Origin of the sequence: Streptomyces sp. MNU76, from assembly GCF_020982545.1 — a bacterium.
Classification (GTDB): domain Bacteria; phylum Actinomycetota; class Actinomycetes; order Streptomycetales; family Streptomycetaceae; genus Streptomyces.
Genome location: NZ_JAJKLK010000027.1, coordinates 1 through 12,630 on the forward strand (window position 1 = coordinate 1; position 12,630 = coordinate 12,630).

General features: G+C 71.1%; 10 protein-coding genes. 6 read left to right on the forward strand and 4 right to left on the reverse strand.

Features of this window, described 5'->3' with window-relative positions; all coding sequences use genetic code 11:
- Positions 1–1,114, forward strand: a 1,114-nt coding sequence (locus E4N62_RS41765; protein ID WP_230223246.1) for a hypothetical protein, incomplete at its 5' end; no start/stop codon positions are given.
- A gap of 37 nt (positions 1,115–1,151) precedes the next feature.
- Here E4N62_RS41765 and E4N62_RS41770 read toward each other — a convergent pair.
- Positions 1,152–1,616, reverse strand: coding sequence for an SRPBCC family protein (locus E4N62_RS41770; protein ID WP_230223248.1), 465 nt, complete (start codon positions 1,614–1,616; stop codon positions 1,152–1,154).
- Positions 1,617–1,923: 307 nt separating this feature from the next.
- Here E4N62_RS41770 and E4N62_RS41775 point away from each other — a divergent pair, with 307 nt between their 5' ends.
- Positions 1,924–2,919: a hypothetical protein gene (locus E4N62_RS41775; protein WP_230223251.1), complete on the forward strand. Its 996-nt coding sequence runs from the start codon at positions 1,924–1,926 to the stop codon at positions 2,917–2,919.
- 306 nt (positions 2,920–3,225) lie between these two features.
- Here the strand turns inward: E4N62_RS41775 and E4N62_RS41780 are convergent, their stop codons facing one another.
- Positions 3,226–3,591: a cupin domain-containing protein gene (locus E4N62_RS41780; protein WP_230223253.1), complete on the reverse strand. Its 366-nt coding sequence runs from the start codon at positions 3,589–3,591 to the stop codon at positions 3,226–3,228.
- Between the two features lie 147 nt (positions 3,592–3,738).
- Between E4N62_RS41780 and E4N62_RS41785 the strand changes: the two genes are divergently transcribed.
- On the forward strand, positions 3,739–6,048 hold the full coding sequence (locus E4N62_RS41785) for an MMPL family transporter (RefSeq protein WP_230223255.1): 2,310 nt from the start codon (positions 3,739–3,741) through the stop codon (positions 6,046–6,048).
- Positions 6,049–6,080: 32 nt separating this feature from the next.
- Here the strand turns inward: E4N62_RS41785 and E4N62_RS41790 are convergent, their stop codons facing one another.
- Entirely contained in the window at positions 6,081–8,360 is a 2,280-nt protein-coding gene (locus tag E4N62_RS41790) for a M4 family metallopeptidase (RefSeq protein WP_230223257.1), read from the reverse strand.
- A gap of 639 nt (positions 8,361–8,999) precedes the next feature.
- Here E4N62_RS41790 and E4N62_RS41795 point away from each other — a divergent pair.
- The 3 genes from E4N62_RS41795 to E4N62_RS41805 all read left to right on the forward strand — a co-directional run bounded on the left by E4N62_RS41795 (position 9,000) and on the right by E4N62_RS41805 (position 11,589).
- Positions 9,000–9,839 (forward strand): class I SAM-dependent methyltransferase, encoded by an 840-nt coding sequence (locus tag E4N62_RS41795; protein WP_230223259.1) that lies wholly within the window; start codon positions 9,000–9,002, stop codon positions 9,837–9,839.
- A 126-nt stretch (positions 9,840–9,965) separates the two neighbouring features.
- A complete protein-coding gene (locus E4N62_RS41800) occupies positions 9,966–11,039 on the forward strand; it encodes an enoyl-CoA hydratase/isomerase family protein (protein ID WP_230223262.1) in 1,074 nt (357 codons plus the stop codon).
- Between the two features lie 112 nt (positions 11,040–11,151).
- A complete protein-coding gene (locus E4N62_RS41805) occupies positions 11,152–11,589 on the forward strand; it encodes a GNAT family N-acetyltransferase (RefSeq protein ID WP_230223264.1) in 438 nt (145 codons plus the stop codon).
- Positions 11,590–11,612: 23 nt separating this feature from the next.
- Here the strand turns inward: E4N62_RS41805 and hemC are convergent, their stop codons facing one another.
- Positions 11,613–12,545 carry a hydroxymethylbilane synthase gene (gene hemC, locus E4N62_RS41810; protein WP_230223266.1) on the reverse strand — a complete coding sequence of 311 codons (933 nt, stop codon included), beginning with the start codon at positions 12,543–12,545 and terminating at the stop codon, positions 11,613–11,615.
- Between the last annotated feature and the right edge of the window lie 85 nt (positions 12,546–12,630).

Consider the following 12,630-nt stretch of genomic DNA (forward strand, 5'->3'; position numbering starts at 1 on the left):
GGCCGACGAGCTCGTGGACAAGGCCTCCGGCGAGTCCTTCTCGACCACCCAGTCCGAGTACCGCAGGGCTCTGGCCGCCTACGACGACCTGAGCACCGACCACCCCGACTCCCGCGCCGCCGAGAAGGTGCCCGACCGGTTGAAGACCTTCTACACGACCGTCGGCGCCCCTTACGAGGACAAGGAGTACTGCGAGGCGGTCGCTCCCCTCGAATACCTGCGTACGGTGCCCCGGACCGTGAGCAAGCAGGACCTCGGCTCGCTGGCCGCCTGGCCCGACGACCGGCTCGCCACCTCGCTGTACGAGTGCGCCTCCGCGAGCCTGGCGGCCGACACCGCCGGCTGGCAGGACCAGTTCAGCGACCTCCTCACCACCTTCCCCGACTCCGATCAGGCGGCGAAGGTCGAACCCGACGTCGAGCGGGCCGTCGACAAGGCGGTCAAGGCCGTCGGCGGCGACGACCCGTGCGCCGCCGTGGACCGGTTGGAGACGCTCGGCTCCCAGGTCAAGGCGTTGCCGGGGGAGAAGGCAGGGGTGGCCGACGGGCTCGCCGCCGCCGCCGGAAAGGCCGAGAAGTCCGCCTCCGCCGGTGTCTACACCTGCGGCGTCGACCAGTACAAGGACGGCGACTTCGCCGAGGCGGTGGCGTCGATGAACGACTTCGTCGACGCCAACAAGAAGCACAAGAACGCGCCGCGCGCCAAGAAGATCGCGATCGCCGCCGAGATCGCGCAGGAGGTCCCGGAGGCGGGCAAGAAGCTGCCCACCACACGGACCGGCGGCAGCATCTCCGTGACGGTGAAGAACGACAGCCCCGACGAGATCCAGGTCATGTACACCGGCCCGGTGACCGGCACGTTCACCCTGAAGGGCTGCTCCACCTGCACCAGCTACGACTGGAGCAGCACCCTGGTCTCCAGCTTCAAGCCGTGCAGCGGCAACGACAAGTACCCGCAGCGCACCATCAGCCTGCCCGTCGGCACCACGTACTTCCTGCACAAGCCGAAAAGCGAGAACGCCTCCAGCGCCGCCTCCGACACGGCCAAGCTGGAGTCCGGCTACATCTACACGGAGTGCGCCTATGTGACCTCGGGCTTCGGCCTGAACTCCTGACGCGCACCCGGGCCCGGTGACCGAGGGCCGCGGCGGCTCAGCCCCTGCGGCCCTCCACCCACCCGGCGACGTCGTCCAGGTCCTTCGCGATCGCCTTGCGGACGGCCCGGGCGCCCAGAGGGCCCATGACCCTGGCGAGCAGACCCGCTACGGTGCCGGTCGGCCGGGCGGAGAAGGTCGTCACGATCGTCGTCGCCCCCGGCCCGTCGGCCCGCAGCACCCACTCCGAGACATAGCGGGAGCCGTGCGACTCGGCCTCCACCACATAGCGCTCGGGCGGCTCGCTGACGGTCACCCACATCTCCTCGGTGGCGTCCTTGCCGAACATCCGACGGGTCTCCCGCCACCGAGTGCCCACCCCGAAGCCCCCGTCCGTGAGGACCTCGACCCTCATGACACCACTGAGCATCCGATCCATACCGCCGAGGTCCGTCACGGCCTCCCACACCCGGCCCTGGGAAGCGGCCACCCGTCGCTCGACGACGACACTTCTGCTGGTCATGCCTCCCATGAAAGCACCGGGCACGGACGGCCGCCCCAGGACGGCCGCCGTGCCGGGGCGCGCCCCGGCCGGCGCGCCAGGTTCCGTAACCAGGGTGCGTAGTTCTACGGACGACCGTGCGGCAGGCGTTCTGGAAGCCTCGGATCCGCAGGTGCGTCCGGGGGCGGTGGGGCCGCATGGAAGGGATCCGGCCGTGGGTATCCCTCCTCCACGCGTTCGACCACGACACCCCGCCGCCCCGCCCCGCGCCCGCGGGGCGACCCGGCTCCGCCGCAGCACCCCGTCCACCACGACCGAGGAGAACCCGATGACCGAACGCCCCGAGGGTGCACCGGCACAGCCACAGCCACAGCCGCAGGACCAGCCGTCCGCGTCCCCGTCGGCACCCCCGCCGCAGACACCCACCCAGGCCGAGATACCGGCCCAGCCCGCGCAGGCGCAGGCCCCGACACAGGCGGCCGTCCCGAGCGCCTACCCCTATCCCGATCCGCAGTCCCCGGCGGCGAGCCCCAGCCCCCGGCCCTACGGCCCTCAGGTCGCCCCCGTGGCCGCCCAGGCGAACCCGTACGGCTACCCGCCGGGTGGCTACCCGCCGGGTGGCTACCCGCCGGGTGGCTACCCGCCGGGTGGCTACCCTCCCCTCGGGGCACCGCCCGCCACGGGTGCCGGCGGGCGGGCCGTGCTGTGGGCGCTGGTCGGCGCGGCGGTGGCCTCGGCGGCCTGGGCCGGCGGGGTGTTCCTGCTCGGCAAGGACGAGACGGAGGCCGACCTGCGCGGCTACCGGGCCAAGTCGGACATCTGCCCGTCCGTGGACTACTCGTCCTTCAAGAACGAGTACCCGGAGGAGGACGACGCCCCGGTCAACAACTCCCTGGAGCACGCGGCCCTCGACCAGAGCTACTGCAGCATCTCCCTGAAGGAGTCCTCGACCTCCACACTCTCCGACGCGTACTTCTCGGTCCAGATCGACCTGCACAAGAAGACCGACCCCGGCCCCGAGTTCACCGCCATGTGGTCCGAGTACGACCAGCGCTACGAGGACTACGAGGTCGAGAAGGTCGACGGCTTCGGGGACGAGGCGTACGTCATCACCGAGGACACCACCTCGGGCGACGACACCAGCGGCAGCCGGTCGGCCACCCTCGCGGTGCGCGACGGCTGGATGACGTACGAGATGCGGTGGAGCGCCTACGGCTCCAGCTACGACGACGTGACCATGCCGGACGTGGACGACGTCGTCGACTGGCTCAAGAACGACACGAACGCGACCCTGGACAACCTGCGGGGGGCCGACGGCATCTAGGGGGTGCTTCGAAAGTCCCGCACAGCATCCGCGGCGCCCGGCACGCACTCTCGCCGCACCGGCCGAAACTCCAAGTACGTCCAGTACGAGGGCTTTCGTTCGGCACGCCGAGAGCACGCACCGGACACCGCGGGCACCGCACAGGACTCTCGAAACACCCCCTAGCACGCCGGACGCGGACGCGCGCGGAGGTCGTGGGTGCGTGCAGAGGCGCGGGCGTGAGGGCTGCTGCGGGCGTGGTGGCGTGGATGGAGGCGGGGTGTGTGGTGCCCCGCCTCCACTCCCTCTCGCACCCGGACCTTCGGCTCAGTCCCCCTTCGCCTTCGCGTAGTCCTGGGCCATCTGGCCGGCGAAGTCGTACAGCAGGCACTGCTCGTCACCCACGACCCACGCGTCGTGCCCCGGCGGACACACGAAGGTGTCGCCCGGTCCGACCTCGCCCTCACCGCCGTCGTCCATGCGGATGTGCATGCGCCCCTGGACCACGTAGCCGTTGTGATGGACCTGGCAGCTCTCCGTGCCCGCGAGGGGGCCGACGGACTCCGACCAGCGCCAGCCCGGCTCGAAGGTGGCCACGGCGAAGTCGAGCCCGGTGAGGTGCACGGCCTCGAGGTGACCCCGAGGGAAGTCGCGCCGCTCGTCCGGCTTCTCGACCGACTTGATCTCCAGCATGACGGCTCCTTCCGTTCCGTCCCACCCCCCCTCATCGTCCGCCTGTCAAGCCGGGGCCGCCAACCGGGGGACCGTGATCTCCCGAAGTGCCGGGGCACCGGGAGCGTCGTGTAATGAGGGCCGGAGATCGCTGCCGTGGGAGAGACGATGCGCTCAGGTCGTTCCGGTGGGAAACGTTCCGGCGGGGAAGGGGGGTCCGAGGTTGCCGGGGGCGTGCTGCGGCGGCTCGGCGAATGGTGCGCCCGGCACTTCGTGATCGTCATCGTCTCCTGGCTGGTCGCCCTCGCGGCCGTCCAGGTGCTGAACCGGTCCTACGGCGGCGACTACTCGGACGACTTCACCCTTCCGGGAGTGCAGTCCGAGAAGGGCCTGGACGTGCTGAAGGAGCACGATCCGGCGGCCGGCGGCTACGGCAGCCAGATCGTCCTGCACGACGAGGACAATGCCCTCGCCTCGCTCGGCTCCCAGATGTCCGAGACGGTCGACGACCTGCAGAAGCTGCCGCACGTGCTGTCGGTCCAGAACCCGCTGACCGCGCCCGCCACCCAGCCCTCGCAGTCGTCGGACCAGTCGCAGCAGCCGAACGTCGGTCCTCTGTCCTCCGACCAGAAGACGGCGTACATCACGATCCGCTTCGACGTGCAGCCCTCGACCCTCGGAGCCGGCTATCTCGACGGCGTGGACGACGCGGTCCAGCCGCTGCGGTCGGCGGGCGCCGAGGTCGAGTACGGCGGACCGCTCGGCGAACTGGCCCGTCCCGCCGCCGACGACCGGGTGAGCGAGCTGATCGGATTCGGGGTCGCGATCGTCGTCCTGATGATCGGATTCGGTAGCGTCATCGCCGCCGGACTACCTCTGGTGACCGCGTTGCTGAGCGTCATCGGCGGCCTCGCCTGCCTCGGCCTGCTGGCCGCCGCGTTCACGTTCGCGACCGTCTCCCCGACCCTGGCGACGATGATCGGGCTCGGCGTCGGCATCGACTACGCGCTGTTCCTGACCACCCGTCACCGGCAGAACCTCATGGACGGCGACGACCCGGTACGGGCGGCCGGCCGGGCCGCCTCGACCAGCGGCCACGCCGTCCTCGTCTCCGGCTGCACGGTGATCGTCGCCCTCACCGGGCTCTACACGTCCGGCGTGAACTTCATCGGCAACCTGGGGCTCGCCGCCGCCGTGACCGTCGTCTCCGCGATCATCGGCGCCCTCACCCTGGTCCCGGCGCTGCTCGGCCTCATCGGCAGACGCATCGACCGCTACCACGTCCGCAAGCCGGTCGCCGAGACCGGGGCGGAGGCGGGCGAGGAGATCACCGGCACCTGGCACCGATACGCCCAGCGCGTGGAGCACCATCCGTGGCGCTTCCTCGCGGCCGGTGTCACGACGGTGGCGGTCCTCGCCATCCCCGTCTTCTCGATCCAGCTCGGTCACATCGGCGACGGCGCCGACCCCACCTCCTTCACCGACCGCCGCGCCTACGACCTGATGACCGACGCCTTCGGGCCGGGCTCCAACGGTCCGCTCACGGTCGTCATCGACCAGACCTCGGTGCCGTCGTCGGACCGCCAGGGCCTGCAGAGCACCGCGCAGAAGAACCTGGACGCGGTCGAGGGGGCGTACGTGGTCACCCCGCTGACCCTCACCCAGGACGGGGACGTGCTGGTCGGCACGGTCTACTCCAAGGAGTCCCCGCAGAACGCCGACACGACGGACCTGACGAACCGCCTCGTCGACGACACGCTCCCCGCCTCGGTCTCCGGCACCAAGGCGAAGGGCTATGTCACCGGGACCACGGCCTCCCAGGTCGACTTCCGTGACATCGTGGCGAGTCGGCTGCCCATCATCATCGCCGTGGTCGTCGCCCTCGCCTTCCTGATCATCCTCGCCGTCTTCCGGGGGCTCCTGGTCGCGGTGAAGGCGGCGGTCCTCAACGTGCTGTCCATCGCGGCCTCGTACGGCGTCGTCGTCGCCGTCTTCCAGTGGGGCTGGGGCGGGCCCGCCCTGGGCGTCAACGGCACGGTGCCCATCGAGAGCTATGTGCCGATGATGATGTTCGCCATCATCTTCGGCCTCAGCATGGACTACGAGATCTTCCTGCTCTCCCGCGTCCACGAGGCATGGACGCGCACCGGCGACGCCCGGGCTTCGGTGGCCCACGCGCTGGAGATCACGGCCCGGGTCATCACCTGCGCAGCCCTGATCATGGTCAGTGTCTTCGCCGCGTTCATCGTCAGCGACAACATCGTGGTCAAGATGCTGGGGCTGGGGCTCGCCGTCAGCGTTCTCATCGACGCCACGGTCGTCCGGCTGCTCATGGTCCCCGCGGTGATGACCCTCCTGGGCCGCCACGCCTGGTGGATCCCGCACTGGCTGGACCGGATCATGCCGCACATCGACGCGGAGGGGGACACGGCGAAGCGGCCGGTCCCGACGGGTCGGGACCGGCCGCTCGGTGACTGACGGGCCTCAGACGACAGTCAGTTGACGACCTGTCAGAACGTCAGCTTCCAGCTGTTGATGTAGCCGGTGTCGAGGCTGGCCACGTCCTGCACCCGCAGCTTCCAGGTGCCGGCGGCCGTCTCCGAGGAGGCGTCCACCGTGTACGTGGCGATCACGTCGTCCGCCGAGTCGGACGACGAGGAGTTCTTCAGCCGGTACGCCGTGCCGTCCGGGGCCACGAGGTCGACGACCAGGTCACCGCGCCAGGTGTGGACGATGTTCACGTCCACGGTGAGCGCGCTGGACGCCGCTCCGGCCCGGTTGACGTTGATCGGCGACTCCACGGTGGAGTTGTCGGGGATCTGGTAGTCGGCGGTGTTCTCGAACACCGACTGGTTCCCCTCCTCGTCCACGCGCCAGGCGAAGCTCGCCGTGCCGGTCTCGCCGGCCGAGTCCGTCACGGTGACCGTCGGCGTCGAGTTGCCCGCCGTGGTCGGGGAGCCGGAGATCCGGCCCGTGGCGGCGTCGATCGACAGCCCGTCCGGCAGTCCGGTGGCCGCGTACGACAGGGCGCCGGCGTTGGTGGAGGACGCCTGGACGTCCAGCGTGACCGCCTGACCGACCAGGGAGTACTGGGCGGCCGGCGGAACGACCGTCACACCGTCGAGGATCCGGGAACCGACGTTGATCGCGGCCCACGCGTTGGCGGTGTTGTTGTAGGTCACCGAGCCGAGCCCGTACAGGTCGGCGGCGGCCTGGAGGGTGGCGGTGCGGGCGGCCGCGTAGTTGGTCGTGGACGTCATGTACGTGGTGAGCGCCCGGAACCAGATCTTCTCGGCCGCGTCCCGGCCTATCGGGGTGACGGGCAGCCCGTCGAAGGTCGGCGAGTCGTAGGAGACGCCGTTGACGACCTTCGCGCCGCTGCCCTCGGAGGCCAGGTAGTACCAGTGGTTGGCCGGGCCCGAGGAGTAGTGGACGTCGATGCTGCCGAGCGTGGAGGACCAGTAGTCGCGCGAGGAGCCGTCCTTGCTGGGCCGGTCCATGTAACGCAGCGGCGTGCCGTCGCCGTTGATGTCGATCTTCTCGCCCACGAGGTAGTCGCCGACGTCATTGGCGTTGCCCGCGGCGAACTCCACGGCGGCGGCGAAGATGTCGGAGGTCGCCTCGTTCAACCCGCCCGACTCACCGCTGTAGACGAGGTTCGCGGTGACCGAGGTCAGACCGTGGGTCATCTCGTGCGCGGCCACGTCGATCGAGGTGAGCGGGTTGGCGTTGCCGGAGCCGTCACCGTACGTCATGCAGAAGCAGGAGTCCTGCCAGAACGCGTTGACGTAGTTGTTGCCGTAGTGCACCCGGCTGTAGGGCGCGACACCGTCGTTGCGCAGCCCGTTCCTGCCGTGCACGTTCTTGTAGTAGTCCCAGGTCAGCGCCGCGCCGTAGTGGGCGTCCGCGCCGGCCGTCTCCAGGTTGGCGGTGCTCCCGTCGCCCCAGATGTCGTCGGAGCCGCTGAACAGCGTCCCGGTGCCGGAGGAGCCCCGGTTCAGGTTGTACGTGCGGTGGTTGCCCCGGTCCGCGTCGGTCAGCGTGTACGACGAGCCGGACTGGCTGGTGCCGAGCGCGACCGTGCCGCTGTAGCGGGTGTTGCCCGTGCCGGTGTGCACGGCCTCGTACTCGAACAGCTTCTTCCCGGTCTGCGCGTCGGTGATGACGTGCAGCTCGCTGGGCGTGTCGTCGTGCTGGAAGCCGCTGACGACGGTCTCGTAGGCCAGGGTCGGCGTGCCCTTCGCGGCCCAGACGACCTTGCGGCTGCTGTCCGGAGCGGTCTTGGTGGACCCCTCCTCCTTCGCCGCCGCGAGCGCCTGCTTCTCCGCGGTGGCCCTGCTGACCTCGGGGCTGAGGTCCGACACCTTCAACTCGGGCTTGTAGGCCCGGGTGACGCTCTCGACCGCGCCGGACTTGGCGGCGTGGACGACCAGGTCGCCGCCGAGCACGGGCAGCCCGGCGTAGGTGCGCTCGTAGCGGGTGTGCGTGGTGCCGTCGGCGTCCTTGACGACGTCGCGGACCCGCAACTCCTCCTGGCTGCCGAGGTCCAGGCGGTCGGCGGTCCGGTCCGTGGCCTTCTCGGCCTGTCGGACGAGGGTCGCGCGCTGTGCGGGGGTGAGCTGCGCGGGCAGTGACCCGCGGTCCGCCTTGGCCGCCGCGGGACGGGCGGTGCCTTCGCCGCCGTCGCCGCGAGCGATCGCGGGGGCGCCCGGGACGGCGACGGCGAGTACCGCCGCCGCCACCACGAGGGCGGCTGTGGCCGTGGTGCGTCTGTGGGGGGTGGATCTCACGCGAACTCCTTTGCTGCGGCCGACGTTGGACGAGCGGCCGTACGAAGGACCCGGTGCACGGGTCGAGGCACCGGGTGGTGCAGGGAGTGCTGCGATGCGGGTGCGCGTGCGCCGTCGTGAGACGGAGTGCGCACAGAGTGACAGATGTGGAGCTGTTGTGTCAGGAGCACAACAAGTGTTTGGCTGGAAAGTGATCGATCATCGACCGGCGACATGCGCGGGACATGTCTGCTGACGCCCGGGGAACTTCTTGGCCCCGGTCGCGCGTCTTCGGGGTGAGGCCGGACGTATCCGGTGCGCCACGGAGGGGGTTGCCATGACGACGAACGACCCGGGCACGATCGAGACCACGCTGGCCGACGGCCGACGCATGACCCTGTCGCTGCCTCGGACGGACGCCTGGTGGGCCGTCGACGGGATCGAGGCGCTGCGCGCCGTCCCACCCACCCACACCGGACACGGCGAATCCCCGCCCTCCCCAAGCGCCCCGCCCTCCCGCTGGAGGTCGCGTTGCTGGGCTTCGGGGCCTGAGATCCTTCCGCGGCCGCTGGTCGGGGCGCGGCGGAGAGGAACTTTTCTCCCCCCCCACCAGCACTGTTCCGCGAGAGGCGGACGGAGAAGAAGGGAAGCGGAGGCGGCGTGCCGGACGTATGGCAGTGGGATCCCACGCTCTTCCGGGGCAGCGCGGCGTACTACGAGCGGGGCAGGCTCCCCTACGCCACCGGATTCGCCGAGGCCCTCGCCGGGTCCCTCGGCCTGGACGGAGGTGGCCGACTCCTCGACGTCGGCTGCGGACCCGGGATCGTACTGCTGCCGCTGGCGCGGTACTTCGAGGAGGCCGTCGGCGTCGATCCCGACGAGGACATGCTGACGGAGGCCGAGCGCCGGGCCACGCGCTCGGGGGTGACCAACGCGCGCTGGGTGGCCGCGCGCGCCGAGGATCTACCGGCCGGGCTGGGGACTTTCCGGGCCGTGGTGTTCGCCCAGTCCTTCCACTGGACGGACCGTGACCGGGTCGCGGCCACCGTGCGGGGGATGCTGGAGCCCGGCGGCGCGTTCGTCCACATCAGCGACCTCAAGGACCCGCCATCCGACCCGACACCGCCGCCATCACCGGCGCCGCCGTACGACCGGATCGGCGACCTGGTACGCCACTTCCTGGGACCCGTGCGCCGCGCGGGGCAGGGACGCCTCGTGCACGGCACGCCCGGCGGTGAGGAACTCGTCATCGCGCGCGCCGGTTTCGAGGGCTACGCACGGCAGGTCGTGCCCGCCGGGGACGTGGTCACCCGCACCGTCGACGACCTCGTGGCCTGGACGTTCTCCAACTCCTTCTCCGCCCCGCACCTGTTCGGCGACCGGCTGCGGGAGTTCGAGCGGGACCTGCGGGCGCTTCTGGAGCGGGAGGCCCCCGACGGCCGTTTCGCGGAACGGCTTCCGGCCACCGAGATCAGGACCTGGCGGAAGCCACGCGTCTGAGACGCGAGCCGACGCCCCACTGCGCTCCCCTGCGCACGGGGCCGCCCGGTCAGGGGTACCGGAGGCACAGGTACGCTCTCCAGGTCGCCCGGGGCGACGGCCGGCAGTCGCGAGGGAGGCGGTTCGATGACCGGCGGGCAGGAACCCGTGCTGCTGCACACCGTCGGCCGTGCCGCCCACATCACCCTCAACCGGCCGAAGGCCCTCAACGCGCTCAACCACGCCATGGTGCGGCGCGTCGACGAGGCGCTCACCGCCTGGGAACACGACCCGGCCGTGGAGACCGTCGTCGTCACCGGCGCGGGGGAGCGGGGACTGTGCGCGGGCGGCGACATCCGGGTCGTCCACGACGACGCCCGCGACGGGGACGGCACCGTCTCGGCGGCGTTCTGGCGCGACGAGTACCACCTCAACGCCCGTATCGCCCACTACCCAAAGCCGTACGTCGCCGTCATGGACGGCATCGTGATGGGCGGCGGCGTCGGCATCTCCGCGCACGGCGGCATCCGTGTCGTCACCGAACGCTCGCGGATCGCCATGCCCGAGACCGGCATCGGCTTCGTCCCGGACGTCGGCGGCACGCATCTCCTGGCCCGTGCCCCGGGCGAACTCGGCACCCTCCTCGCCCTCACCGGCACGGCGATCGGCGCCGGCGACGCCCTGCTGTGCGGGCTCGCCGACCACTACGTACCGTCCGCGTCACTCGGCGCGCTCCTCGACGACCTCGCCGAACTGCCCGCCCAGGACGCCGTCGCCCGGCACGTGCGGCAGCCGCCGTCGGCCCAGTTGCGGGAACGGCGGGCATGGATCGACGCCTGCTTCGCCGCCGACACGGCCGAGGAGATCGTCCGACGACTGCTCGCCCACGGCGACCCGGCCGCGAAGGAGACCGCCGAGACCCTGCTGGCCAAGTCCCCGACCGCCGTCAAGGTCACCCTCACCGGCGTGCGACGGGCCCGAGGCCTTGGCTCTCTGGAACAGGCGCTGGACCAGGAGTACCGCGTCTCCTGCGCCGCCCTGGCCACCGCCGACCTCGTCGAGGGCATCCGCGCCCAGGTCATCGACAAGGACCGCCGCCCCCGTTGGAACCCGCCGACGCTCACCGACGTCACCGACGCCGACGTGCACCGCTTCTTCACCCCGCTCGGCGACCGTGAGCTGGGCCTCGGCTCCGGCCGCACCGATCACGACAACACCTAGGCTGCCACCGTGACCCCGACGTCCCCTCCCCACCCAGGTACTCCGCATCCGACCCGGCGGCCCGGCCGACGCCCCGGCCATCCTCCGTCTGCTCGACGCGGCGGTGGCCTGGATGAACGCGCGCGGAAACACCGAGCAGTGGGGCACGATCCCGTACTCGCGGCGACCCGACGGGCCGTCACGCGTCGAGCGCTACACGACCGAGAACACCCCGTACATCGCGGAGTGGGACGGCACGCCCGTCGGAGCCATGGTCCTGGACTCCGGCCCCAGCCCGCAGATGCCGATCCCCCCGGCCGACGAACCCGAGCGGTACGTCCGCCTCCTCGTCTCCGACCGGCACCACGCAGGCCATGGCATCGGCGCGGCCCTCCTGTCCCACGCCGTCGACGAGACCCGCCGCGCCGGCGTGGGACTCCTGCGCGTCGACTGCTGGGCGGGCGACGGCGGTCGTCTCGTCGCGTTCTACGAACGCAACGGCTTCACCCCGACCACACCCTTCCGCTCGGGCACCTGGCCGGGCCAGGTACTGGCCCGCGGACTCGACTGACCGCCGGGTCGGGCGTCGGCGGATCAGTGCGGGATGCCGTCGATGAGGTCGCGGGCGCCCTGGCGGAGCAGTGCCACCGCGACGGAGGTACCGAGCGTCGCGGGGTCGAGACGGCCCGCCCACTCGTGGGCGTTGAGGACCGTCTTGCCGTCGGGCGTGAACACCGAGGCCCGCAGGGAGAGTTCGCCGTTGCGCTCGGTGCGGGCGAAACCGGCGATGGGGCTGTTGCAGTGGCCCTGCAGCACATGCAGGAACATCCGCTCGGCGAGCGTCTCGCGGTGGGTGTCCGGATCACCGAGCCCGCTGACCGTGTCGATGGTGTCGGTGTCGTCCTCCCGGCACTGCAGCGCCAGGACGCCCGCGCCGATCGGCGGCATCATCGTCTCGACGGACAGGATCTCGCTGATCACGTCCGCACGGCCGATCCGCTCCAGCCCGGAGACGGCCAGCAGCAGCGCGTCCGCCTCGCCCGCGGCCAGCTTCTCCAGCCGCCGGTTGGCGTTCCCTCGGAAGGGCACGCAGTCCAAGTGCGGGTGGGAGGCCGCGAGTTGCGCGGCACGCCGTACGGAGGAGGTGCCGATACGGGTTCCGGCGGGCAGCTCGTCCAGGGTGCGTCCGGCGGGGTCCACGAGCGCGTCGCGGATGTCGTCCCGCTTCAGGAACGCCGCGAACATCGTGCCGGCCGGGAGGGGCCGGTCGGCGGGGACGTCCTTCACACAGTGCACGGCGAGATCGGCCTCGCCCGCGACGAGCGCGGCGTCGACCTCCTTGGTGAAGGCACCCTTGCCCTCGACCTTGGAGAGATCACCCATCCACTTGTCCCCGGTCGTCTTCACGGGGACCACCTCGGTGCGCAGCGCCGGGTGGAGCACGGCGAGTTCGGCGCGTACGCGCTCCACCTGTGCCAGAGCCATGGGCGAGTCTCGGGAGACGATACGAATCAGGTCCTGCGACATGAAGGCACGATAGCCCCTCGGGACGGGCCCGCATGACCACAACGGCCCCGGGCCCGGCCCGACCGCCGCCGTCGCACGTCCGTGT